General features: G+C 69.5%; 15 protein-coding genes. 7 read left to right on the plus strand and 8 right to left on the minus strand.

The window, feature by feature from the left end; translation table 11 throughout:
* Nucleotides 1-28: 28 nt before the first annotated feature.
* A complete protein-coding gene (locus tag ACTWQR_RS17335) occupies nt 29-454 on the plus strand; it encodes a cupin domain-containing protein (protein ID WP_443227976.1) in 426 nt (141 codons plus the stop codon).
* Between the two features lie 660 nt (nt 455-1,114).
* Nucleotides 1,115-7,561 carry a TcdA/TcdB catalytic glycosyltransferase domain-containing protein gene (locus ACTWQR_RS17340; RefSeq protein WP_443227977.1) on the plus strand — a complete coding sequence of 2,149 codons (6,447 nt, stop codon included), beginning with the start codon at nt 1,115-1,117 and terminating at the stop codon, nt 7,559-7,561.
* Nucleotides 7,562-7,676: 115 nt separating this feature from the next.
* Here ACTWQR_RS17340 and ACTWQR_RS17345 read toward each other — a convergent pair whose 3' ends face one another.
* The 4 genes from ACTWQR_RS17345 to ACTWQR_RS17360 form a co-directional block, all read right to left on the minus strand.
* Nucleotides 7,677-11,015, minus strand: coding sequence for a hypothetical protein (locus tag ACTWQR_RS17345; RefSeq protein ID WP_443227978.1), 3,339 nt, complete (start codon nt 11,013-11,015; stop codon nt 7,677-7,679).
* A gap of 96 nt (nt 11,016-11,111) precedes the next feature.
* The gene (gene eccCa, locus ACTWQR_RS17350; RefSeq protein WP_443227979.1) at nt 11,112-15,179 is read right to left on the minus strand and encodes a type VII secretion protein EccCa; all 4,068 of its coding nucleotides are present in this window, start codon (nt 15,177-15,179) and stop codon (nt 11,112-11,114) included.
* A complete protein-coding gene (locus ACTWQR_RS17355; protein WP_443227980.1) occupies nt 15,179-15,676 on the minus strand; it encodes a WXG100 family type VII secretion target in 498 nt (165 codons plus the stop codon). The genes eccCa and ACTWQR_RS17355 overlap by 1 nt, the downstream gene beginning before the upstream one ends.
* Nucleotides 15,669-16,145, minus strand: a complete 477-nt coding sequence (locus ACTWQR_RS17360) for a WXG100 family type VII secretion target (RefSeq protein ID WP_443227981.1) — start codon at nt 16,143-16,145, stop codon at nt 15,669-15,671. The genes ACTWQR_RS17355 and ACTWQR_RS17360 overlap by 8 nt, the downstream gene beginning before the upstream one ends.
* 194 nt (nt 16,146-16,339) lie before the next feature.
* Here ACTWQR_RS17360 and ACTWQR_RS17365 point away from each other — a divergent pair, with 194 nt between their 5' ends.
* Nucleotides 16,340-16,990, plus strand: a complete 651-nt coding sequence (locus ACTWQR_RS17365; RefSeq protein ID WP_443227982.1) for a hypothetical protein — start codon at nt 16,340-16,342, stop codon at nt 16,988-16,990.
* 32 nt (nt 16,991-17,022) lie between these two features.
* Here ACTWQR_RS17365 and ACTWQR_RS17370 read toward each other — a convergent pair whose 3' ends face one another.
* The 4 genes from ACTWQR_RS17370 to ACTWQR_RS17385 form a co-directional block, all read right to left on the minus strand.
* Nucleotides 17,023-19,722 (minus strand): right-handed parallel beta-helix repeat-containing protein, encoded by a 2,700-nt coding sequence (locus tag ACTWQR_RS17370; RefSeq protein ID WP_443227983.1) that lies wholly within the window; start codon nt 19,720-19,722, stop codon nt 17,023-17,025.
* 22 nt (nt 19,723-19,744) lie between these two features.
* Complete coding sequence (locus tag ACTWQR_RS17375; protein ID WP_443227984.1) at nt 19,745-21,103, minus strand: EsaB/YukD family protein; 1,359 nt, start codon at nt 21,101-21,103, stop codon at nt 19,745-19,747.
* A gap of 63 nt (nt 21,104-21,166) precedes the next feature.
* A complete protein-coding gene (locus tag ACTWQR_RS17380) occupies nt 21,167-21,478 on the minus strand; it encodes a YbaB/EbfC family nucleoid-associated protein (RefSeq protein WP_443227985.1) in 312 nt (103 codons plus the stop codon).
* A 5-nt stretch (nt 21,479-21,483) separates the two neighbouring features.
* Nucleotides 21,484-22,389, minus strand: coding sequence for a ricin-type beta-trefoil lectin domain protein (locus tag ACTWQR_RS17385; protein ID WP_443227986.1), 906 nt, complete (start codon nt 22,387-22,389; stop codon nt 21,484-21,486).
* 295 nt (nt 22,390-22,684) lie between these two features.
* On the opposite strand from ACTWQR_RS17385, the gene ACTWQR_RS17390 reads away from it, so the two are divergent.
* The 4 genes from ACTWQR_RS17390 to ACTWQR_RS17405 all read left to right on the plus strand — a co-directional run bounded on the left by ACTWQR_RS17390 (nt 22,685) and on the right by ACTWQR_RS17405 (nt 25,045).
* Nucleotides 22,685-23,017 carry a WXG100 family type VII secretion target gene (locus ACTWQR_RS17390; RefSeq protein WP_443227987.1) on the plus strand — a complete coding sequence of 111 codons (333 nt, stop codon included), beginning with the start codon at nt 22,685-22,687 and terminating at the stop codon, nt 23,015-23,017.
* Between the two features lie 28 nt (nt 23,018-23,045).
* The gene (locus ACTWQR_RS17395; RefSeq protein ID WP_443227988.1) at nt 23,046-23,372 is read left to right on the plus strand and encodes a WXG100 family type VII secretion target; all 327 of its coding nucleotides are present in this window, start codon (nt 23,046-23,048) and stop codon (nt 23,370-23,372) included.
* A gap of 510 nt (nt 23,373-23,882) precedes the next feature.
* Nucleotides 23,883-24,431 carry an alpha/beta fold hydrolase gene (locus tag ACTWQR_RS17400; protein ID WP_443228024.1) on the plus strand — a complete coding sequence of 183 codons (549 nt, stop codon included), beginning with the start codon at nt 23,883-23,885 and terminating at the stop codon, nt 24,429-24,431.
* Nucleotides 24,432-24,679: 248 nt separating this feature from the next.
* Nucleotides 24,680-25,045 (plus strand): response regulator, encoded by a 366-nt coding sequence (locus tag ACTWQR_RS17405; protein WP_443227989.1) that lies wholly within the window; start codon nt 24,680-24,682, stop codon nt 25,043-25,045.
* Nucleotides 25,046-25,135 lie beyond the last annotated feature (90 nt).

The raw sequence follows: 25,135 nt of genomic DNA on the forward strand, positions 1-25,135 counted from the left end.
TGTTGCCTACCGACTGAAAGGACATGTGATGATCGATCGCCGCTCCCTTCTTCGTACCAGCGGTGCCGCGGCGGCCGGCGCGCTCGGCGCAGCCGCTCTGTCTTCGACCGCGGCGGCCGCGGACTCGGATCCGACCGCAGGCGTCACACGCACCCTGCTTCAAGAACACCCCTCGCCCGCCAAGGGCTGGGAGGCAGTGCAGACGCTCGTGCAGATTCCCCAGCACAAGGAGTCGGGCCGTCACAGCCATCCCGGTGTCGAGGTCGGATACATCATCCGCGGCGACGTCCTGATGGAGTTCGACGACAGGCCGCCTCTCCGGCTGTGCACGGGTGACCCGTTCTTCATCCCGAACGGCGTCATCCACAACGCCCGCAACGTCGGCACGGTGACCACGATGATGCTCTCCACGTACGTGGTCGACGAGACGAAGCCCCTGGTGACCACCTACTAGGTTCCTCCTCGCCTCCATCGGTGGGCTGGGCCCGGCCGACACGCTGCCTCGGTCCCCGGACCCTCAGGGCCGTGGACACGGCCGATTCCCGCATCCGAGCGCGTTCCAACGTCCCGGTGAGCACCGACTCCACGGCAGCCATGGTCGACCTCACCTGTTCGGCCGTGCTGCGGTGGGCCCCGGTCGACCTCGCAGTGAGCGGCGGAGGCGAAGTCCGCTGTGGCCCTGTCCGCCCCTTTGGATGACGCCGCTGTCGCTGTCGCTGCCGGAGCACAGCGCGGCCGCGGCGGTCGTACAGGCGTATGGCGACGAGGAGTTGAGGCGGGAAGCCGGTCCTTCGAGCAGTGGATCGAGGAACTGCCGGCCGCGCTGACGCACCTGGTGCGGCGGCACATCACCGTGGGGTCGGTGGAGCCGCGCTTCTGAGGCCTGCCGGGCTCATGAGCTGTTATCCGGTACATGATTGTGAGGGCCGCGAGGTTCACATGTTTCTCTATCCCGTCGCGTCGGCAACCGTCAATACGTATGAACGCGTAGGGTAGGAAGATACCCGCCTCAAGGCCCGAGCTCGCTACACACACGGCGCTTCCCCCGGTGGACGGGGCCCACAGAGCGGGAGCCGAGGCAGGCGAGGACGTGGTGGAGAGCGGAGGTTGGACCATGAGTGTCGCTGGGGACGGTGCCGAGCCGGAGTGCTTCCCGCTGGCCGAGGACCTGAAGCAGATGATGGGCGGCCAGGCCGGCTCCTCGGACCTGCGGGCGGCGGTGGAGCGGGCGGCCCGGATGCTGCGCGAGGTCTATCCCGAAGTGCTGGCGAGTGCCCTCGATGCAGCGTCCGTACCGAGCGGGCCGGAAGTCCCCGGTTCCCAGAGGTCTGTTGACGTTCCTGCACCAGCCCCGCCGGACGGCTCACCGAGCAGGCACGTCACGCTCTTCCCCCCGCATCGCCTTGACGTCGTCCGCTACGAGTTCGACCACGATGCCATCCACCTCCCGGATGGCAGCACCGTGCCCACCCACGGCTGGCAGCGCCACGGTCCGAACTTCGTTCACCTCGCTGCCGGCGCCTCTCTGCGCAGTGACACTGGCCGGATCGACCGCATCACTGATCACCACGCGGTCACCGGCGCACTCGCCCTCGCCTCGTCGGCACCGGTTCATTACGACGTCACACCGCACCCGGACTCGCTCCGGCTCGTACCCACCGATCCGGGCCTTCCGGCTGTCGTGCTCCCCGCGGACACCACTGCGCAGCTCTTCGCTCAGGAGCCGGACATCACACCGGAATCCCTGCCCGGCCACCTGGCTCAAGCCTCCAGACTCCTCGGAAAACAGCGCGCCGACCTGGCCGGGAAGTTCCTGGCCGAGGCTCACACCCTGCTGTGGCAGCGCAATGTCGAGCTGCCGCCCCTGCCCGGTGGCACCGGCCGGGCGGACCCCGCGGTGCTGGAGACCGTTCGTGACGCGGTGGCCTGGACCCTGTACAGGGCGTCGAAGGACAAGGCGGACAGACTCGCCACGACAGCCCGGTCTGCCCTCGACATCGCGGCGTCCAGGTCGACGGCCATCGGCGGGGTGTCCCGAAGCGGCACGGGCACGGAGTCCGAAAGCGCCGAGGCCGCCACTGCCGTGCCCTACCACTCCCCGGAGAACCCCCACGGATTGCCACCCGCTGCGGCGGAACAGCCCACCTCGCCACCGCGCGGCTCCGGCCGCGGCGTGATGCGGTCGATCCAGCGGGGCACCGACGGCAGAGGGGTGGCGGGATGGCTGTGGAACGAGGGTGCCGCGCAGCGGGAGGGGGAACTCAGCGCCAGGTTCGGGATACGCATCGGCCCACTGCCGGAGGAGGAGGCGCAACGGCATTTCAGCCACTCGACGCTCGCCAGGATCGAGCAAGTGCTGGCGAACTTGCCACCCGAGCACGTCCGGGACAACCCGCACCTCACGGTGATCGAGTTCTCCGGCCCGGGGGACGAGGGCGCTGCCAGCGAGTACGACAAGGAAACACGTTCCGTTCACGTCACCCTGCCCTTCCACTTGCCTTCCTGGATCGTCACCGAGCTCAATAGGAAGAGAGGTTGGCAGCGTTGGGTGATGGACCGTGCGGCGCGCGCCGACTACGAGGGCGACAGCCTGTCGGGGGACCTGGCGCTCGGGCGCCTCGCCGACTCGCGTCACGTGATGGGCGGCACCTCGGACGCGCTGGCACAGAACAACTTCATGAAGTGGACGCTCACGCACGAGATCGGCCACTCCGTCGATGAGCGCATCGACTGGCACACAGATCTGAGCGAGCAGCCCCGATTCGGTGGCTGGCGGCACTACGGGACCAACACCGTTCAGGTGGCCCTGGCCATCCTCGACCAGGTCGGGATCGGCGAGGAGCACCACACGGTCGGCGATAGCCGACGGCCCCTGTTCGGGGCCGTGGTGGATGCACTCGATCCGGGTGTGGCGCGTCGTGAGCCTCAGGGACTGCACCACCTGAGCAACGATTTCCCGGCGCTGTCCGAGGACTTGAGGAGCCGACTCGAGAAGGTCAGCCGCTTCGGACGGATGGCTCTCGCGCAACCATGGACCTTCGACGACGGCGGCGGTGACCTGCTCAGGATCGGCGAGCGCGTGTTTCACGTCGACCACTACGGACATTGGGTCAGCTACCTTCACGCCGAGCGCGAGAACCATGCCCTGTCCAACTACCAGTTCTCCACCCCGCAGGAGTGGTTCGCCGAGGCCTACGCGGCGTTCTACGGCCCGAGCGAAGCCGCCCGCGCGAGGCTCAACCCAGCGGTGCGCTCCTTCTTCGAGAACGAACTGCCTCAGCTCGTGACGCCGCAGCCGCAGCCCTCGGGCGATCATGACGGCGAAGTACCGCCGATGTCGGGACCGGCGGCGGGCATGCCGACGCGGCGGCCGACAGGAAAGTCGGCCGCGGGGCCGTCCACACAGCCGGCCACCGCGCCCACCGAGCCGCCCCGACCAGCGGGTTACGAGACGCCGCCCGACGCGGCGGACGAGTATCTCGCCGGGTGGGCGCGCACCCGTAACTGGACCGTCGACCAGGCGCGTCACCTCCAGAACGACGCCGCCGAACTGATCGCCTCGATCGGCGACTACCGGCCCGTCGCCGACTCCGGACTGGCGGTGGGCGAGTACCGCATGCGGTTGCGGCGGCTGGCCGCCGTGGTCGCGGCGGCCCGTGCCGACGTCGAGCCCGAAGGCAGCCGGGGGAAGAGAGCCGAGCACGCGCCGGGCGACGCGGCGGACCACGCGGCCCGCGACGCGCGGGACGCCCTGCTCGTCTCGCGCCTGGAGAACGTCTCCAACGCCCTTGCCGAGGAGGGGGAGGGGCAGCGGTTCGACGACGCCGTCCGTGCGGCTCAGGACGTCATGCCGGACCTGCGGCGCGACGACCTCGTTCTCCTGCACGAACACAACGTTCCGGCGCGGGAGGAAACGCGAGCCCTCTCGGTCCCGTATCTGGTCGGCAGGCTTCGGGCCGACGTCGACGTCTCGCGGCCGGCGGGTGAACACTCCGACGCGGTGACCGCCGCCGAAAGACTGGGCCCCGATCTCTTCGGCGTTCGCAGGATCCCCAACCCCCCGGAATTCCTGCGGGGCTTCGACTTCTCGCGGCTCAACAGCACCCGCCGGGAGGCCTTCTTCGCCGCTGTGGATCTGGCGCGGGAGGGCGCGCCGTCGGCGAGGGAACTGGCGCGGCTTCCCGAGAGTTCCGCCAGTGTGGTCCAGTCGCTGACCACGTGGGTTGCGGCGGATTCGCGGCGAGGCGTCAAAAGACTGGCCATACCGCGGCTGCTCCACTCGATCTGGCTGGGCGGTCCGCTGCGTGACGACGGGCCGATGAGGGAATTCCGGGCACACATGGCGGCTGGGAAGCGCCGGAATCCTGACGTCACGTTCATTCTGTGGACGGACGTGTCCCGGGCCGAGTTCGAGGCCGCACACAATCTCGCCGCTGACTCCGGGAACGGACGTCTGTCCGATGTGCGGGACATGCTGCAGTGGGCCCGGCAGAACGACATTCGGCTGATCAATGTGGACGAGGTGTTCTCCTCGGAATCCCCCATGCGCCTTCCCTCGCTCTACAGGACGGAAGTGGCCAGGCGCACAGGTGGTGGGTTCGCCGCCGCGAGCGACATTCTGCGGATCGAGGCGCTGCACCGCTTCGGCGGCGTGTACTCCGACGGAGACAACGAGGTGCTCGGCGAGCTCGAGAGTGCGATCCGCAGCACGCTCAAGAATGCAGGAGGGTTCACCCTCGGCCGGTACATGGAACGGTCGACGAACGCTGTACTGATCTCAGCCGCCCGTCACGCGGCTCTCGGCAGCTACAGCGAAGTGATCCTGGACAACTACACGAGGAGCCCCCACCAGAACGCCCTCGCAACTGCCCTGTACGCGAGTGGTGACGACGTCGACGTGGCGAATGGAGTCCGCGAGTTCGGAGATGTCATCGGCGCCGGCACCGCAGCCATCCGAATACGTGTGCTGAACCGCACCGGGCCGAGCCCCGCCGTTTTCGCCCCGCTCCGACGTGCCCAGAACATGTCCCGGGACGTGCATCCCGACATCCCCTGGGACGTCTTCGAGATCAACTCCGGGAAATCGTGGCTTGAGGGGGAGAAGGGGAGCTCCGAGCCGGTCATCAGGCCCCGCCTGACGCCCGAGGAATCGGTGGACGTGGCACGGTCCATCGCCGCATCCCTCGTGTACGACCTGCACGATCAGCCGGGAAACCTGAATCTGGTCCATTACGATTCCGCGGTTCGGCTCACCTCGGATCCGGACACGGTATGGACGGCGATCCTCCACGTGCTGGCCGAGATCCCCGAGGTACGCGACAAGGTGACCTCCGTGACTCTCTTCACGCAGGACAGCCCGTCCGGCGCTGTACGCGCGCTGCGACTTCCCCCCGACGCACGCCGGTTCCTAAGGCGGGAGTGGTGGAGCCACCGCGATCTCGCGAGAGGCATCAGAGTGGCGCGGCTCCTGGGTCCAGCCGTCCTCGGCCAAGGGAACGGGACTGGCGAATCCCGGCACCCGTTGTCCGGGCATCCGTTGCTGGCGGGCGTCGAGCGGGCCAGGGAAACCCTGGAGAGCCTCGATGACGGTCGGCGGGATGAACTCCTCCGGGAGGTCGGCCGGATCATGGCCAACCGCCACCGCGAGGCGCCGATCATCCGCAGCGACATCACACCCGGATCACCCGAGGCGCACTACCTCAGCCTGTACGACGACATGGCCGTGCTGATCGCCGAACGTCTGCACACAGCCCCGCGCACCGACCTACCGAGGCAGCAACAGCCTGCCTGGCTCCTGTCCGAACAGCTCCGGGAAGCGTTCGGCACCCACGCCACGGAGGGCGTGGCGGGCGGCGGTGTCCGCGAATTCTTCAAACGGAAGCCGAAATCCCGGTCGGGTTCCACGGGCGAGAGCTCCGCGGCGGGGAGCAGCACGTCGGCCCTGGCCGGCAGTACCGGACCCGGCGCGTCGCACGCTGGCTCCAGTACGACGCCGGACACACGGAGCACACCACTGACGGCCAGGGATGTCCGTGACTGGCCCGCACGGGTCGAGGTGACGTGGCGGCTGGGGCAGAACGGCGGGGTGTACGTCGTCGACGCGGGACCGGCCGGCCGCGCGGTCGTCAAGCTTCACGAGGACCCCGCGCCCAGTCAGTACGCAGACGGGTTCATCCGCTCGGTGACAGGGGTGCACGTTCCCGACTCACGCGTGTTCCACCGGGATTCGGATGCCGGGCGCGGGCTGGTGGCGATGATCGCGCACCACATGCCCGACTGGGAGGAGCGCTCCGACGGCCTGGGGCAGCGGTACAGCCATGTCACCGTGTCCGCGTTCGCCGACGGCGACCCCATCGCCAAGCTGCGCGTCCCTCAGCGTCACGAACTGCTGAACAACCCCACCGCTCTACGTCAGTTGGGCTCTCTGATGCTGGTGACCGACTTCCTGATCGGCACCACCGACCGGCTCAGTGAGACCGGGAACTTCATCAACTGGGGAAACGTCCTCTACGACGCCCGGCGCCAGAGGATCGTGGCGATCGACAACGACACCACACTGCTTCAGCCGGGATTCGACGTGGTGGCACACAGCCAGGCGGTCGAGGGCCACTGGGCCGAGGGCTTCGAAGGGCTGGCATACCTCCTCTATGACTACAGCCCGGGGCTTGGCACCGGAGTGTCCAAGACCGAGTTCCGCCACAGCGTGGCGTACGACCTGGAGCAGGGCGCGCTGGAGGCCGTTGGCCAGATCGGCGCCCGCTTCATGGAACACGGACCACGCCTTCTGCAGAACCACATGGCCTTGTTCCCGCAGAGGCAGGCCTCCGACTCCGCCGCGATCGGCGCACTGGCGGACTGGGCCAGGTCCAGGTGGGGCGAGGACACGGCCAAGCTGAGCCAACCGGCAGCGCTCGAACGACTCCGAGCGGCAGTCACCGCCGGCACACCGCCGCTCGTCCTGCGTGCGGAAGTGCAGACCGCGGACACAGCGGCTGCTCTGCGGCAGGCGTTGCGCGGCCGGCTGGCCCAACTGGAGCCGGAGAGCGCCGAGTTCGAACGCGTGCGGAGGGTGCTCGACTCATGGGAGCGCACCGGAGACAAGAATGTGCCGCCGCCGCACGCCGAAGGCGCCACGACACCGGAAGCGGCACCGTCCCGTGGATCTCGGGCGCGGGAGCCCTGGAGGCCACCGGTTCCCGGGCCGGGAGCGCGACTGCGCGTGGACGTGGTGCGCCATCCCCTGTGGTTCGCGATGGAGGAGCTGACCGGGCTGGACGCGGAGGCGATGGCGCGGGTGGAGGACCTCGACCCGGCGGACGGGTCGGCCCTGGCCGGCGACGTGCGGAACGCGATACAGCGGGCGGTCGTCAGCATCCGGGAACGTGTCCGGGACACCCCCGGAGTGGGCCTGGCCAACGTGGATCTGCTGGTGACCTCACCGGCCGGAGGCCAGACCGTGTGGGGCCTGGTCGCCCAAGCACTGGCGGACGACCTGTCCCATCGGATCAAGCTGGTGATGGGAGGCAGGACGGGGCCGGTGCTCGAAGTCTGCCCCGAGTGACGGGTCAGGTGTCCGCGCGTCGACCCGAGTGAGCGAGTGGCGGAACGCCGAGAACGGCGAAGGTGTGCGACCGGGACGAGCACCGGACGCACATCCCGCTACCTCACCGGGGCGTTCACTCACCAGGCGGGCAGATCTTCACCAGCAAGCCGCCGTCCGTGCCTCTCACGACCGGGATGCTCTGGTCAAGGGCCACCGCCACCTGCTGCGTCACCTCGAACATCCTCATCCGCTGCGCCCCGTCCGCAGGAGCGACGAAGCGGATCTCGCTCCCCAGGGTGCCCGTGGGCACCTCCAGCCGGGCCCTGAGGGATCGGACGACCGCGTCCGCCAGAGCCTCGGTCAACTCCGGGGTGAGATCGATGTCCAGGGCACCTTGGGGGAGCAGGTCCGCCACGGTGAAGTCCCGTACCGCCGAGTGGGACCGTGCCGGTGCGTCAGGGGAACGCTCCTGATTCTGCCGCGCTGAGGAATTCCCCGTGCCCTCCGGTCCGCCGGAGTGTCCGTACGCTGTCTCGTCGGCCGCGTACCCGACCGAGGGCGACTGTTCGGGGTTACGGGCGAACAGGCTCTGGCCCAGCTCAGGTGACCGCACCACCGGGTCACGATGAGGCAGGCTCTCGATCCAGCCCTCCGGCCCGTCTGTCACGAGCCGGCCGTCGGAGCTTACGTGCAGAGGGCCGTCCGGGGCGAGGACCGGCGAACCGATGTGATCCGCGAGGCGCTGGGCGAACGACGCTCCTCCCTGCGGGGTGGGCACGGCGGCATCCGGGATCGGCAGGACCACGAGTCCGCCCGCGCTCCACCCGGTGTGCGCGGGAAGCCAGGACGACAGATGCGTGAGCGGAACGCGATGCTCGCCCAGGTGCAGCGCGTCGCCCGCCGGACTCGGTTCGCCGAACAGGAGCATCGGCCTCTCCGTACTACGTGCGGCGCCCGGAAGGATCGATGCCGCGGTGGCCTGAGCGGTGAGCGGACCGTGCTGCACGACCTGGGCCGTGACCAGGTCCAGGGCGCGGGTGTAGCCGGTACCGATGGGGCCCGTCTGCGGCCGCGGGACGAGCGGCGCCGCGCCCAGCGGATCCGCGCTCGGCTGCACCTCGTGCCACCGCACGCCGAGGATCGCCGAAGCCTGCACCGTCGCTCGGGCGACGGTGTCCGGAGACAGCGACACGTCACCCAGCGTGGCCCTTGCCGCGTCGATGTCGAGACGGGACGTGTGAGCTGTGGCCGTTGAGGACGGCACTGTCGCGGACGGTGCCGCGGCGAGCGAGGTTGCAGGGCCGGTGTCCCGCGGGTTGCCGCCCGGGACGGCTCCGGAACCGTCGGCATGTTTCGCGCCCGGCACCGGTCCGGGTGTGGAAGTGCCCTCGGCCGGCGCGGTGTCGGCCGCGGGGGGCGAGGTGGGCTCGCCCCCCTTGACACCGGGCGACGGGAGCGCGACAGGCCCGTTCCCCTTGGCACCGGGTGAGGGGAGCGGGGCAGGCTCGGGAGCGGCGGACGCCGAGACCTCAGGGGCCATCGTCTCCGACGACCGGTCTGGTGCGTGGCCGGTGTCGCCCCGGGGCGGGGCCGTGTCGGTGCCGCCGCCGTGGGACGTGGAGACCGCGGCCGGGTCCGATTCGAGGTGCGGGCCATCGTGTTGGGTGGGCCTCGGCTTTTCGTGGACCACCAATGTGACCGTGTTGGACCCGTGGTTCATCGTCGTCCCGTACCCCGCACCACTCGGTCCGGAGCCGCCCCTGCCGTCGCCGGACGAATGCGCACCGATGTCGTCCAAGGTCGCCGGACGCTGATAGCCGGCGCCTTCGCGAAGAGGCCTTATGGCCGTACCGGGTGAGGTACCTGAGCCGACGGGTGGGATGTTGACGCCGGTGGGTTGGTTGTCGGCGGGGTTGGTGCGGGTTCCGGGTGCGGTGTCGATGGTGTTGCCCGTGCCGGGGAAGTGGTGGTTCTGGCTGCTGGTGGGGGTTTTACCGATGACGGAGAAGGGGGTGTGGGTGGTGGTGGGTGGGAGGGTGTTGAGGTCGGCGGGTCGGTCGTAGCCGATTCCTGTGCGGCGTGGGGGTGGGGGGTTGGGGTTTGGGGTGCCTGGGCCGAGGGGTGGGGTGTTGATGGTGGTGGGTTGGTTGTCGGCGGGGTTGGTGCGGGCTGCGGGTGTGGTGTTGATGGTGTTGCCGGTGCCGGGGAAGGGGTTGTGGTTGGTGGTGGGGGTTGGTTCGGTGGTGGGTGGGAGGGTGTTGAGGTCGGCGGGTCGGTCGTAGCCGATTCCTGTGCGGCGTGGGGGTGTTGGGTTGGGGTTTGAGGTGCCTGGGCCGATGGGTGGGGTGTTGATGGTGGTGGGTTGGTTGTCGGCGGGGTTGGTGCGGGCTGCGGGTGCGATGTCGATGGTGTTGCCGGAGCCAGGGAAGGACTGGGCCGGCTTGCTCCCGGGATCCGCACCCGAGGGACCGGCCGACGAGGCCCGTGTCGGACCGCCACCCTCGTCCGGCCGCCCTGACGAATGCGCCTGCGGGCCGGCGCCGTGCGCCACGGGCGCGAGGTCCGGGGCCCCCGCCTCGGCGGGCTTGGCCGATGCCGCGGTGGGCGTACTCGTCGGTCCCGCCGCAGCCGGATCCAGGTGCGCTGTCTCGCCCTGAGGGCCCGTCGCGCCGAACTCGCTCTCGCTGTGCCGTGCGGGGCCGTACGGGGGAAGAGCCAGGCCCTTGGAGATGAAGTCGGGGAGAGGCACCTTCGCCCCGGAGATGGGGAGAACCACTGAGGTCTTCGGGAGGTTCGTGGGGGAGGACGACCTGGTAGGCGTCCCCTTCGGCGAAGGCACCGAATGAGCGGCTCCAGCCGACCGGTTCGGCCCCGGTGACCAGTGGCCGCCGACGAACGCCGCCTCCGCGCCGAGCGCCATGTTGATGGCCTCGTCCTTCCAGTTCACCCCGTGGAACTGCTCGCCCGCGGCGGCATGCGCGAGAAGCTGCGTGATGACGTCGAATCCGAGGGACATCGCCGCACCGATCGCGGCGTTCGACACGAACGCTCCCGCGGCTCCCGTCTTCGCCAGAGCGGCCGCGAGCCTGGCGAACCAGGGAAGCATGTTCGCCAAGATGCCCCGGACCGCGCTCAGCATCGCGCCGATCAAGGGCCCGAGCTCGATCATCAGCCCGCCCAGGGCGAGGCCGAACACATTGGCCAGCGCCGCGACCACACGTTGCTTGTTGATCTCGTGAATCGTCTTCTGCAGCTCTTCGGCATAGATGTGCAGCGACTCGCCGATCTTCCACGCCGCGTCAGCCGATGTGCTGAGGGACTGGTACACGCCGCGCTCCCCGTCCCGCCAGGCCGCTCGGGCCGCCGTGCCCGCCGAACCCGTCCAGCCCATGGCGTTCATGGCGCCGTCCATGGCCTGGGCCTTCTCGTACAGGGCATCGCCAATGGCGATCCAGTCGTTGCCCAACGTCACGATAGGAGCCACATTGAACTGGACCATGGGCGGACAGACCTTTCAGAGCAGGTGCGCAGCCGGGCCCTCTGCCCGGCCGGTGCTGACAGAGGGGAATCAGGGAGCCGGTTCGGGATCCACCGGCTCGTGAACGGTCTGGATGACGACGGCTCCGCCCTTCCTGGAAATCAGCGTGCCGCGGCCGGGGTGCCGCCGCGCCGCCCGCTGGTCACCGAGCAGAACGCCCTCGCGGGGATCGCCGGACAGAATCAGCCCATCGGTACCCAGCTCCCGCAACCGGCCCACGAACGGATCGGACATCGCCGAGCGCGTCGCCCCGCCGATCCGGCGGCTGAGCACCAGATGGAATCCGATGTCCGAAGCCTGGGCGAGACAGTCGCCCAGCGGGGCGAGCGGGTTCCGGCTGCCGAGACCGGCCCCGGCCACCAAGTCGTAGTCATCGACGACGAGATAGAGCTCCGGCCCCGTCCACCAGCTGCGCTCACGCAGCTCGCGGGAGCCGATCCCGGGCGGCGGCATCCTCTCCCGTAGCTTCTCGGCGAGCTCCTCGAGATAGAACCCCGCGGCCTGCGACTCCCCGGCCTGCGCCCCGAGGTAGTCCTCGGGCACCGCTTCGAGGAGCCCCCGACGGTAGTCGAGCACGATGAAGCGGACGTCCCAGGAAGAGCGACGCCGCACCATGCCGCGCATCCACGTACGCAGGAACTCCGTCTTTCCGGAACCGGAGTCGCCGAGCACCAAGAAGTGCGGGCCGGCCGCCTCCAGGTTCAGTACTGCCGCCCCGAGATCGGACTCACGCAGACCCACGGGTACGTCGGCGGCCGCCAGTCCGGCACCGTCGGGGTAGGCCTGTTCGCAGGCGCGATCCAGATCCGCGTGGGTGACGAGTTCGCCCAGGACGCGCAGCGGCTCCGCGTCCTGCCCGTTCCAGCTCGTCCACAGATCATTGACAAGCCTCTGCTGGGCCTTGGCGAGGCCGTCGGTCGACGCGTCACCGTCCACACGGGGCAGCGCCGCGTGGAAGGTCATGCCCGGTGAGATGATCCCGCGCCCCGGTAGGACGGCCGTCAGCCCGCGGGCCGCCGGGCGGGAGATCTCGGACTCACCGGGCTCGTTGAGCCGCAGCTCCAGGCGGCCGGTGATGTTGTCGCGCAGGTTGGCACGTATCTCGTTCCAGCGGTTGGCGCTGAGGACCAGATGGATGCCCACACCCAGGCCGCGTGTGGCGATCTCCACCAGCGACTCCTCCGCCTCCTCCACAGCACCGCGCAGTGCACCCCAGTTGTCGACGACCAGGACGATGTCCGCGCCGTTGACGCCTTCGGGCATGCTGTCCTCGGCCCGCATCCGGCGGAAGTCCTCCGCTGTGTCGATCTTGAGCTCACGGAACAGCCGTTCGCGCTCGTCCACTTGCTGCCGCACCACCGACAGGGCCCGCCGGACCCGTGCCTCGTCATGGCGGGCCGCGACACCGGAGACATGCGGCGCGCCCTCGACACCGGCCAGGCTGCCGCCGCCGAAGTCGACGCAGACGAATTGGAGTTCGTCCGGCGTGTGCAGCAGCATGGCGCTCAGCACGGTGGTGCGCAGCAGGGTGCTCTTGCCGGACTGCGGAGCACCCACCACGGCGATGTGCCCGTGGGCCCCGGCCAGGTCCAGCAGAAGGACACGCTGTTCCTGCTGGGCGGGCAGGTCGAGGACGCCGACCGGGATGCTCAGTGAGCCGCCCTCCGGCCACACGTCGGAGCGGAAGCCGCGCTCGGCGTCGGTGGTGATCGGCCCAAGGACCGAGTCCAGCTCCACCGCCGGAGGCAGCGGCGGCAGCCACACCTGGTGCACCGGGTTGCCGTAGGACATCATCCGCTCCACGGCCACCTGCATCTCCGAGCGCCGGCCCGCCTCGGGCAGCGAGACGGGGGTGGGCGCTTCGGCACCCTCGTCCTCCTCGGACCGGACGTCCTGCGCGGTGCGGAAACCGAAGGGCACGGGGGACGCCTCCACCGGCCGCGCCACCGGCTCCTCGGAAGCATCGCGATGGGTACCCGACACATGGGCGACCCGGAAGCGTTCGTACACCGACTCGTCGACCTTGAGGTAAGCGGAGCCGGGGATCGACGGCAGCCGGTAGGCGTCGGTCGTGCCGATCACCGCGCGGCTCTCGGCGGCGCTGAACGTGCGCAGGCAGACCCGGTACGAGAGGTGCGACTCCAGGCCGCGGAGCCTGCCTTCGTCCAAGCGCTGAGTGGCGAGCAGCAGATGCATGCCGAGGCTGCGGCCGACCCGGCCGATCTGGACGAACAGCTCGGTGAAGTCCGGCCGCTGGGACAGGAGTTCACCGAACTCGTCCACCATGATCATGAGATAGGGCATGGGTTCCAGAGGCCGCCCGTCGGCTCCGGTCGCGCCCTGGGACTGGAGGATCTGGTACTCGCGGACCGAGTCCACGTTGCCGGCGGCGCGCAGCATCTGCTGACGGCGCGTCTGTTCGCCCTGCAGGGCGGCGCGGACGCGATCCACCAGGGCCAGGTCGTCCGAGAGGTTGGTGATCAGGCCGGCGACATGGGGCAGCTCGGTCACCCCGGCGAAGGTGGCGCCTCCCTTGAAGTCGACCAGGACGAAACTCAGTTGTTCGGGGGAGTGGGTCAGCGTCAGCCCCGTCACCAGGGTGCGCAGGAGCTCGCTCTTGCCCGAGCCTGTCGCCCCGACCACCAGGCCGTGCGGTCCCACTCCGCCCAGCGCGGACTCCTTGAGGTCGAGCATCAGCTGCTCGCCCTCGCCCGTGACACCGATCGGGAGGCGCAGCAGCGACTCGTGGTCCGGAGCGCGCCAAAGCGAGGGCGGTTCCACCTCCTCGAGCCGGTGCAGCCCCAGCATGTCGGGGAGTGAGACCGTACGGGACAGCACCTGTTCCCGTTCACCGGCCAGACGCAGCGGCGCCAGCGCCCGCGCCGTCTGCTCTCCCAGGCCGGGCGGGCACGCGTCGGCCGTCGCATCCGTCACGGAACTGATCAGCGCCGACGTGCGGCTCTCCAGGGCGAGGGACCCGTCCGCCCCGATCCGGGCCCGGACATCGACCCGCCCGGGCTCCTCGCTTTCCTTGGTGACCGTGCATACGACGTGCAGCCCCGTGGCCGGACCCGCCTCCGTCAGCAGTTCGGCGACGAAAGGCAGGATCGCCCAGGGCGCGTCGGGCCGGAAACCGTCCAGGACGACGACCAGGTGACGTTCCGCCGTGACCTCTCGGCGCAGGATGCTGGAGGTGTTCTCGGCGCGCTCGGCACGGACCCGTTCCAGATGGGTTGCGAGTACGTCTTCGATGCCCTCGATGTTCTGCGAGACCACCGGCTTCGCGGATCGGGGGTCCGGTTGCCACGCGTGCGGAAGCCACTTCACCCAGGACCACGGGGCATCCTCGGTGGTCAGGGCGACGACCTGTACGTCGTCCGGTGCGTGCAGCACACCGAGTTGCAGCAGGAGGGCGCCGACGAGCGGGGCGGTCCGTTCCGAGGGTCCGTTCAGGCTCAGCACCCCCGTGTTCGCGAGGTCGACCCACGCGGGTTCGTGACTGACGCGCGCATGGTCGCGCAGGAGCCTGTCCGCCGCGCGCTGTGACTGCGCTTCGAACTCCGCGGTCGGATCGCCTCGTTTGCCGGAGGCCAGTTGCATCGTCGGCGTGCCCTGGCCCTGGCCGAGCCGGAGCCGGAGAAAGTCCTCGTCGGCCGGGCGGCGTTCCCATACCCGGCGACGCCCGGTGGCCAGCGCCCACAACCGGCGCGGGCTGGGGTGGAGGAAGGCGCTGACGGCCCGCTGCGCCGCGGCCGAGGTGCGGGCCTGGGCGCGGATGTCTGCCAAGTACTCGACGTAGCGGTCGCGTTGGCGCAGCCGGGCGAGCCGGGTCGACTTCCTGGACTGCGTGCGCACCAGGACGGTCACGAGTACCGACGTGATCACGAAACCGATCCCCAACATGATCATCCAGGGCCGACCGAAGGTGACCATGTACGCGGCCATGCTCACGCTGCTGAGCAGCGGCAGCAGCAGATAGAGCCAGTTGGACGCCTGATTCTCCTGGGGCTTCTGGGGTGGAGAGGGGAGCGAGACATGTTGCTCGGGTACCGAGGGCGGGAAGGTCCGCGCCGGACGGTGAAAGGCGATTTTGCTCATCAGTTGGGGAAGTCCTCCAGGACGGCGGAATCTTCGGGGTCAAGGCCCTCCGGCACGTCCGGCGGCGCCGACGTGGGGGTTTCGTCACCGGTGTCGCCCAAGAACGCCTGGGTGATCTGGTGCTGCAGATACTCGGCGCCGCCCGGGAGGTTGTCGGCGAACTCTCGGAACACCTGCTCAAGGCGGGCCTCCGTCTGACTGAATCCGGCCGCCACCACGTGGACCGTTCCCGCCATGACGTTGAGGACTCCGTCCTCCGGATGCTCCTTGCTTCCGAAGAGTTCACGCATCACGCCGTTCCAGCGGTCCATGAACTTCTTTGCCTCCTGTGCGGAACTGCCCGCCCAGCTCAACCGCAGATGGAAGGCGGCACCGGCGATGGCCTCGATGTGATCGACCATCTGTTCCGCGAGCGTCAGCAGCGACCTCCCGACCTCGTCGACCAGCCGGGGATCGATCGACAGGACCGACGTGTCGTAGTCGGGGGAGTCAGGCATCGGGACCTCCCGGCTCCATCGGGCGGTCTCTGAGCGTCGCTTCGGGATGCGGATCGGTCTGACGGCCGGGGAGCGACGCTTCGGGGCGATGGGCCGGCGCCTGATGGTTCTGCGCGTACCGGTTCGGAGGCACGTGTGAACCGCCGCTGCCGCCGCCGCTGTTGTGGAAGTTCTTCTTCTCGGCGTCCAGATAGTTGTCGTAGGAGACCTGCATGCGCCGGACCGTCTCCTCCAGGAGCGCGTGCAGGTCGGCCGAGACGCGATCGAACCACTTCATGACGGGTTCGCTGCTGGACTCGGACGGACTGCGCCACGCCTCGGGCAGCCTGGCGAACTCCGTGCGGATCTGTCCGAGGTCGCCCTGGATGTTTCCGGAGATCCCCCTGACCTTGCCTGTCGCATCCCCGAGCTGTCCGAGTGCCACCTCGAACTCTCCCGGGCTCATGGTCTTGTGCGAGCCGTCAGCCATTCCTACCCCCACGTTCCGTACCACTGACGAAAGGACTGTCGCCGGAGACCGGCGCGACGTGACATATGTGTGCAGCTCCGCCACCCGTGGTTCACACCCAGGGTAGACACATGCGAACATGCGGTAGAGGGCTTCCTGTCGCGCCACGTGTGAAACTTACCTTGGGCGCCGCGTTCACGAAGAGGAGCGAGACCTTGGCCGATCGCGAAGATTCCAAGTACGACCCCCACCCGCTCTCCGGGGACACCTCGGGAGGCGAGGGCGGCGGCGCGGACCCGGATGCCGGCAAAGACCTGAGCTATCTCGTCCCGACGGTCACGGTCGGCTGGGACGCGCCACCGTCCTTCAACCTGCCGCCCAAGTCCGACCAGTCCGAGGGCGGCGGCTCCTCCGAGGTGGTGGACACCGGACCGATCTTCGTGGACGCGGGTAGCGTACGCGCGGCCGAGTCGACCATGCTGGGCCTGCTCCGTGCCGCTGCCGCAGACTACGAGGAACTGCGTACGCGGACCCTGGCCGTGCGGACGGAGGACTTCTTCGGCCCGCCACAGCCGAAGTCTCCCATCGCCGCGATGAACCCGGGCACCCCCGGCAACTCCAGCGGTGCCAGCCCCATGGCCGACGGGGAGACCGACCCGGAAGGCACCGCGGCCGTCGCCGAACTGGGCAAGCAGTTCGGCGAGACCATCAAGCCCGCGATGGAGAAGGCGCTCTGGCAGATGGCCAACTCCCTGACGCTGGTCGGCCAGTACCTCGCCGTGGTCAACCGGGCCGGCCAGATGTACGCGCAGGTCGACCGGAAGGCCAAGTTTCCCGATCCGCCGACCGGTCCCGCCACGCACTGATCCGTGCGGTCCCGGCCTTCCGGCGTGGCGGCTCATGAGTGCAGTACCTCCGACGGCAGGTCCCGGGGCAGCACGAGGGTGAGGTCCTCGGGACCGGGGGACTCCAGGTCCGCCACCCGCTGAGCGTGCAGCTCCGTCATCCGCTGGAAGGCCTGTCGGGCGGTGCGGCCGTTGCCGAACCGTTCCGTCCGCTCCATGGCGTCGAAGTAGGCGGTCAGACCGGTGACGGTGTCCGCACGCAGGCTGTACTCGTGCAACCGTGCCTGGTGCTCCACGATGCGCACCAGGTCCGCGGACGAGTAGTCGTCGAAGCTCAGTGTCCGGGTGAAACGGGACGCGAGGCCGGGGTTGGAGCCGAGGAACCGGTCCATGTCGTCCGGGTAGCCGGCGACGATGACGACGACATCGTCCCTGTGGTCCTCCATGAGTTTGACCAGCGTGGCGACCGCTTCCTGTCCGAAGTCGGAGCCCTGCCCCGGCGGAACCAGCGAGTAGGCCTCGTCGATGAACAGCACGCCGCCCAGGGCCCGTCGGAAGACCGCTGTCGTCCTGGGGGCGGTGTGGCCGACGTACTCACCGACGAGCGCCGCGCGGTCGGCCTCGACGAGGCGACCGTGGGTCAGCATGCCGAGCGCCGCCAGGATGCGGCCGTAGAGGCGGGCCACGGTCGTCTTGCCTGTGCCGGGGTTGCCGGCGAACACGAGGTGCCGGGCCAGCGGCGGAGGCTGGAGGCCGGCTTCCTGGCGCTGCTTGACCATGCGCATCACCTTGGCCAGCGAGGCGACTTCCTGCTTGACGCGCTCCAGGCCCACCAGCCTGTCCAGCTCGTCCAGCAGCCCTGGCAGCGACTCCTCCGCGGCGGGCTCCTCTGCCCGTGGGCTGTTCTCCAGGAGAGTCGTCGGACGGCTGCCGCGGACGGCGGGCTCCCGTTCGTCGACGGTATCGGCCGGCATCGTCGGAATCGTGACGTTCTCGCTTCGGCATCGCTCGAAGACCGGCTCGCTGTCGGCATGCGAGGAGAGATCCTCCTGCGTGTCGTGCACCAGCAGATTCCGGAACATGGGCGAGGCGTTCGCCCCCACGTACAGGGCGGGGTACCGGGTGTCGGTGACCGTGCAGTCCTCGAACACCCCGGCCGCCTCGTCATGGGCGTAGACGCCGTTCTTGGCCGCGCCGCGGACCCGCGTGGAGTACACACGGGGCCGTGAACCGCTCCACACCACGAGGCCGCTGCCCCGGACATCGGCGATGACCGTACCGTCGACCCAGCCCTCACTGTCCTTCTCGAAGAAGACCCCCGAGGTCTCGCAGTCCTCGATGACGCAGTTCGTCAGGGTCGCACCGGTACCCGTGCCGATCTCCACTCCGGTGCGCCGGACCGACCGGACCTCGCAGGTGTCAAGGAGCGGCCGGTGCCGGGTCCGCAGCCGGACCCCCGTGGCACACGCGGAGACCGAGCACCGGCGTACCAGGGCGTCGCCCTCCTCGACGTCCAACCCGGAGAGGCCGGCCCGTTCGATCCGGCTGTCCAGCGCCGTCAGATGGGCGCCGTGCTCCACCCGGACGCCGTGCTGGGCACTGTCCAGCACGACACAGGTCCGCAACTCCGCCCGGGCACCACCCTGCAGGTGCACCGCACTGTAGGCAGTGGTGGACATCTCGCACTCGGTGAGAATGGTGAGCGAACTCCCGCTCCCGTACAGGCCGTTGGCACCGACGCGGGCGAAGACACAGCCGGTGGCGAGGACCTCCGCACTCGCCCCGACGGCCAGGGCCGTGCCGGGCAGGTCGACGGCCCGCACCCGTTCCAGGACGAGTCTGCTGTTGCCCGTGACGTGTATCGCCGCCTCACCGACCTCCGTGAGGTGGCAGTCGGTCAGGCGCGCGTCGGACTCGCCGGCCAGATACACGCCCTCCCGGCCGGTGCGCAGGATCTCGCACCGCTCCAGCCGGATGCTGCTGTCCGCGCGACCGGCGGCCGATCCGGCCCCCTCGGCCGATGGCGGCTCGGTCGGCTGTGTGCGGGCGTCGAGGACCGCGTTCTCGCCCTGCAGGCCGTGGGTACCCGCGCCGTGCAGGCGACAGTTGTGGAGCAGCAGCCGGGCCGGGCCGGCGACACGCACTGCCGCGTCGGAGCACTCGCCGAAGAAGCAGTCGTCGGCCGTGACCGTCGAGGTTCCGGTCAACGCCAGTGCGCAGGCCGCCGATTGGGCGACGCGGGTGCCGCGCAGTTCCACCCGGGCACCGTCGTCGACGTGCACACCATGCCGACCGACCGGCCCGAGCGTGCACCCGGTGAGGGCGGCCACGGCCGTTCCGGTGACCCGGACGCCGTCCCCGGGCACGTCGCGGACAGTGCAGTCGCGCAGGGCGGCCCGCGCGTCGTGACCGACCTCGACCGACCCGGCCGTCACGGTGCATGCCTCGACTTCCGCGCTGCCGCCGCGGATCAGCAGCGCGGGGCCGCCGCCACCGCCCGCGAGGTCGAGGTGGCGCAGGACCGGCGCTCCTCCGCTGACGCTCACCGCAGCGCCGCGGCCGGGCGCGATGCGTACCGTGCCCGGCCCCTTCGCGGCCACTATCGTCACATCGCGGTCGATCACCAAAGACTCGTGGTAGGTGCCGGGTTGGAGGGATACCACGGCCCCGTCCGCTGCGGCGCGCACGGCGGCGGCGACCGTCCGGTGCGTCCCCCATCCCCGTTCGGCGACCCGTACGACGCTCTGCTTCACGACCCGCTCCGTGCCGCGCCGGTCACAGGCCCGCACCGAGGCTGAGGAGGTCACCGAAGACGCCGAAGACACCCAGGGCGAGCGGAACGCTGACGATCGACAGGAAGAGCCCGAAGGAGCTCATCCACCCCGGCCGTTCGCCGAGTTCGTCGGGGATGCCGAACGCGCGGGCCAGCCCCAGACCAAGGGCCCCCAGCGCGGCCAGCACAAGAGCGGCGGGGCCGGTCCAGCCGGGGGCGCCGAAGGAGGGCGGGGCGAGCGCCAGGCACGACGCCAGGCCGGTCACACCCGCGGTGAGCTGAGGCAGCACGGCACCGAGGGCGTTGAGCAGGCCGGCGCGCAGCAGCAGTGCCAGACTCACACAGACGCAGAGCGCCACCGGCCATGTCCGGTCAGCGGCAGCGAGCAGTACGAGGGCCGGGGTCAGCACCAGGGCGCAGAGGACGGCGATGCCGGCCAGCAGTCGGCGGGCCTGCCTGGCCAGTTCGGTGACGTCCGCGCCGCGCCCGGCCGGCTCGTCGTCGGCTGCGGGCGGCGTCCCGCCCGCCAGCGCGACGAGGTGTCCGGTGGCGGTGGGTGCCACGGCGAGGAGGCCGAGCAGCAGTACGGCGACGACGGCCGCGCTCTCCGTCAGGTTCGCGTCGGCAAGGGCCAGCCCCACCACTGTGGGCAGGAAGAGGCAGGACACCGCGAGCACGGCCAGGGGCAGCAGGCGAGGCACCGCGAGGCGGGCGACACCGGATCCGAGCGCGATGCCCATGCCGGTCGCCACGAGCGCCGTGAAGGTGTTCTCCCGCGCCACGGGCACCGAGAGCGCGGCCGTCGAGAAGAGCGGTACCGCGGACAGTGCCAGGGTCAGGTGGACGCCGGACGGCAGGGTCCAACCGCGCCGGGTGGCGTGCGCGGCCAGCAGCGCCAGACAGGAACCGGTCAGCAGCGCACCGATGCCACCGGCCGGTTGCGCCGGACGGTGCGCGACCAGGACCGCGAAACCGGCGATCAGCGCCGCGACCCCGCCCAGCAGGAGTGTGTGGGCCCGCGAGCGGGCGTCCCAGGACAGACCCGACCGGTTGACCTCGTTGACCTGCTCCTCCAGGTCGCTGACCTCAGCCTCGTCGAACTCCCCTGCGGCGGCGTCCTGAAGGTAGAGGGTCGCGCCGTCCACCACGCCCGATTCCGCGAGCGTCGCCTCCGGCGGGAAAGGCCGCGCCCCCGGCAGGGCGAGCGACCAGACAGGCGGAAACGTGTCGTCGGTCGTCTCTTGCCCGCAGGCACGCAACAACATCGGTGTGTACTCGGCGATGGTCGCGTACACCGGCACCGACAGGTCAACTCTGCGCCGTGTTCCCACGATCGTGACGTGGCAGCGTTCGTCTTCCACAGGCGTTTCCTTCTCGTCGACTCGTATCGGGCCCTGGGGGCGGGCGATGGCCGGAGCCGTCCCTCACAGGTTCTGCGTCAGCCCTGCGAACCGGGCCTGGAGGGCGGCCGCGGCCGCACCGTGCGCCTCCCGTACCGCGGCCAGGACGCTGTCCGCGAGCGCCTCTGTCTTGTCGGGGTCGGCGGCCACCGGGGATATCTCGAGGTGCTGCAGATGTCCGGTCGGGCTCACCGTCGCTTTGACCAGGCCGCCGCCGGCGACACCGGTGAAGCTCGCGTCGCCTGGCGCCTGTTGTGCCGCGATGAGCCCTTGTGCCAGGTGCCGGGCTTGCTCCAGGACGTCATCGAGGTCCGGTTGTTCGTGCTCATTCGTCATGCTCGTCAGCCCAGGCCCCACTTCTGGTTCGGCGTGCCGGCGCAGGTGTACAGCTGGAGCCGGGTGCCGTTGGCGGTCTTCTTGTCCTGGACGTCCACGCACTTGTCGGCGTGGGTGTTGACCAGGTCGTCCCTTTCGTTGAGGTCGAACCTCTGTGCTGCGCCGCCGGTGCATGTGGCGAGCTGGACGGCGGCACCGTTGGCCGTCGAACCGCCCGCGGTCTGCATGCACTTGCCCTGCGATCGGACCGTGCCGTCGGTGTAGAACGTCCACTTCTGCCAGCTGTCGTCGGAGCAGTCCCAGATCTGCAGCGGCGCTCCCGAGTCGCTCCGGCCGTCCAAGACGTCGATGCACCGGCTCGAAGCGAAGCTCACGATGCGGCCGGTCACACCCGGCTGGGCCTGCGATTTGGCCTTCGGCTGGGGTGCGGCTGTCGGCGCGCTCCCGCTCTGCCCCGAACCGGAGGCGCTCTCACCGGCGTCGGAGCCGCTCTTGCCGCTGGATGGTGGATTGTCGGACCCGCCCGACGGAATCGCGGCTCCTCCGGCCGGAAGCCGGCCCGCGCCGCCGCCGGATGGCACGGACTTCGACTCATGACCGGGCTTTCCGGACTCATGCGTCTTCGGCCGTACGGAATCGGCCTGGGCCTCGTTGCCCTTCGAGGTGTCCCGCACGGACGCGGCGGCCTGACGGGAGGCGTGCTCGTCATCCGATCCGCCCCCCATCGTGGACATCATGCCGATGCCGATCGCGCCCGCCGCGACCAGAGCGACCACAGCCATCACGACGACCAGCCGCGAGACCACGTGGGCTCTGTCGCGTTCCCCCGGCCGGCGGGAGCTCGCGGCGAAACTCCCTGCGAAGCCGGGCAGGCCGGGCCCGCGCACTTTCGTGGACTCTGGATCCCCCATACCGATTCCTTTCCTTCCCGACGGACTTCCGGCAGCCGGTCTCACATGTGCCGGGTGGCACCGGAGTCATCCAGAAGCCCCTCACATGTTGTAACACGTATGTGTAATCCTAGTCGGACCGCGGAGCAGGTCGGCCCACAGTTGGCGCAAGGTGGTCAAACCTGGCAGCCCATAGAGTGCACCTGCCGACGATAAACACATGTTTGCGGAGGCAGTGAGGTATCTTTGCCGAGCAGTGCCGTGGCCAATACATCAGGTGTGCCGTGGAGCACACCTCCGACGGAAGGTCTTCACTGTGTCGGAAACCAGAGACGGAGTTGTCTACGAGCTACTTCCGTCAGACCTCAGCGACGCGGCCAGCGCCTGTTTCACCACAGCGGAGTCCGTTGCTGAGCGGCTGGACGCGCTCAGGAAATACGTGGTGAGCCTGGACGATTTCTGGAGGGGGCCCGCGGCGACGCAGTTCGGCTCCCTGATGGCGGATTACGACGCGAATGCCGCGAAGCTCCACCAGGCGCTCACCGCGATCGCGGAAGGCCTGAGCGGTACGCACGGCAACTACGTAGACGCGGAGACGGCGGCGTCGCACAACGTCTCCAAGATCCAGCTCCCACCGCCCCGGTGGTAGCGACCTGACAAGCAGCGGGAGACACGACATGCCGGACTTCGAATCAGCGTCGCTTCGCGTCGGTGGCAACCTGCAGGATGCCGGACACGTGATCAACGAGACGGTGCGGCTCCTCGACGAGGAGCTGGAGCACCTGCGAACGAGGCTGCAGCCGCTGATCCAGACCTGGGCCGCCCAGTCGGCGGACGAGTACCAGCTCCACATGCACCACTGGGACCAGGCCGCGGTGGCGTTGTACGGGGACGAGTCGCAGGGCGGGGTGCTCGGCACGATCGCCGCGATGATGCGCATCAACTGGATCAACTACGCGGACGCGGAAGCGGCCAACTTGAAGACGTGGAGCACGACCGGCTGAGGGTTCTCTCCTCGGCTGGGGTCGTGTGACGGCAAGGAAGTATCCGAATTCGTGCAACCCGACCGGCGGTTCACCCGGTGTCTACGCGCAGCGGACAACTCCGGGTCAGGAGCGTGATAGCCGTGCCGCACGACGCGGACATGGATTTCGAAGAGTTCTGTCGCTGCCCCATCCACGCTGGAGACGAAGTTCGCCTGGGCCCAAGCGCGTTGGAGTCCGCGGGGACGATCGTAGAGTTCTTCCGGTTCGTGGCCATCGACAGCACATGCCGCTTGACGGACCCCTCGACGGCCGCCGTGACGCCACGCGCTCGCGGGCGCAAAGGGCCATGACAGCACCCGCCGCGAAACACCGAATCGGAAGCGCAAACCTTGCGTGAACCCGAACGGGGTGTCGGACCGTTTCCAGGTTGGAGGCACCTGCACTCGGACACGCTCGGGTGACAGGTGAGGGCAAGCCACGTTCCTTGTCGACAAGGAGTGTGGCAGCGCCGTGCCGGCATGGGTGGATGTGCCCCCGAGTCCCGATTGCCGGCACGCTCCTCCGGCGGTCCTGTCTCCGCATCCCCGCTGTCCGGGGCAGGACCGCATTACACTTCGTCGATTCCGCTCCACACCCGTCGGCCGAATGCCATCCGAGGAACTCCACCCCGGCCTTGATCCGGCCCTCCGGCCCGCAGTACGCAGCGCGTTCTACGGCGGTGTCGACCAGGACATCGCGGACGCGGCGATCGCCCTCCTCGGCTGCGAGTCACCGACCGCGATGGCCACACAGCCCATCACACTCACCGCGCAGCGCTGGGGGTCGATCCCGCGCACCTATGTGCTGTGCACCCGGGACAACACCATCCCCGTCGCCCTCCAGCGCCTGTTCGTCACCCAGGCCGACCACGCCTGCCCGCAGAACAGGACCCACGTGGTCAGGCTGGAGTCCGCACACTCACCGTTCCTGTCGATGCCCGACCGGTTGGCCGAGGTCATCGCCGGGCTCGTGCGACCCTTGGCCACGATCTCGTCGCTGTCGCTGTCGCCGTCGCCGTCGCCGTCGCCGTCGTCCTGAGTCAGAGCACCGGGCGCCGGACCACCGCCGTCCTCGCGGCGCTCCCCGAAGTCGGCGAGATGTACTCCGCCACGGGCCATGTCGATCTGCCGCACTGATCGAGCGAGGGGCCGACCAGCGGCCCCGGGCGCCCGATCGGCCGAGGCACGGCCTGAGGGCGCGTGCGGGATCCCCCCTGCATGAGTGATACACAAACCGTAGGGCTCCCCCTATGGTCCGGCCGCGAGAGCGTTCGGCATGCTGAGATCATGTGCATCAACATCGTCGTCGTAGACGACGACCCTGGGTTCCGCCGGATCGCCACGACGCTGCTGACGGCACGGGGGCTGCGTGTCGTGGCGGAGTCCGGGGATGGCGCCTCGGCCCTGGCCGCGGTGCAAGTACACCGCCCTGACGGGCTGCTCCTCGACCTGCACCTGCCCGATCTGGACGGGCTGACCGTGGCGCGTCGGCTGACCGAGGAGGACAACCCGCCGCGGATCGTGCTGACCTCCACCGACAAGTCGTTCTGGTCGCCGGAGGAGTTGGAGAGAGCGGGTATCAAGTCCTTCGTCGCCAAGGACAAGCTCTTCGACGCCGACCTGCGGGGCCTGTTCGCACCCTCCGGCTCCTGACGGAAGCCTTTCTCAGGAAAGCGTTCCTGCGGAAGCACTCCTACGGAAGCCCCTGACCGAAACCTCTGGCCGGTGGCCTCTTGCCTCTGC

This window comes from Streptomyces sp. 2A115 (genome assembly GCF_052245575.1).
GTDB lineage: Bacteria > Actinomycetota > Actinomycetes > Streptomycetales > Streptomycetaceae > Streptomyces.

What these genes read in the sequence shown, in the direction of transcription:
- eccCa (WP_443227979.1), bottom strand. Translation starts at nt 15,179, where the DNA reads ATGAGCAAAATCGCCTTTCACCGTCCGGCGCGGACCTTCCCGCCCTCG.
- ACTWQR_RS17395 (WP_443227988.1), top strand. Translation starts at nt 23,046, where the DNA reads ATGCCGGACTTCGAATCAGCGTCGCTTCGCGTCGGTGGCAACCTGCAG.
- ACTWQR_RS17360 (WP_443227981.1), bottom strand. Translation starts at nt 16,145, where the DNA reads ATGGCTGACGGCTCGCACAAGACCATGAGCCCGGGAGAGTTCGAGGTG.
- ACTWQR_RS17405 (WP_443227989.1), top strand. Translation starts at nt 24,680, where the DNA reads ATGTGCATCAACATCGTCGTCGTAGACGACGACCCTGGGTTCCGCCGG.
- ACTWQR_RS17340 (WP_443227977.1), top strand. Translation starts at nt 1,115, where the DNA reads ATGAGTGTCGCTGGGGACGGTGCCGAGCCGGAGTGCTTCCCGCTGGCC.
- ACTWQR_RS17355 (WP_443227980.1), bottom strand. Translation starts at nt 15,676, where the DNA reads ATGCCTGACTCCCCCGACTACGACACGTCGGTCCTGTCGATCGATCCC.
- ACTWQR_RS17385 (WP_443227986.1), bottom strand. Translation starts at nt 22,389, where the DNA reads ATGGGGGATCCAGAGTCCACGAAAGTGCGCGGGCCCGGCCTGCCCGGC.
- ACTWQR_RS17380 (WP_443227985.1), bottom strand. Translation starts at nt 21,478, where the DNA reads ATGACGAATGAGCACGAACAACCGGACCTCGATGACGTCCTGGAGCAA.
- ACTWQR_RS17335 (WP_443227976.1), top strand. Translation starts at nt 29, where the DNA reads ATGATCGATCGCCGCTCCCTTCTTCGTACCAGCGGTGCCGCGGCGGCC.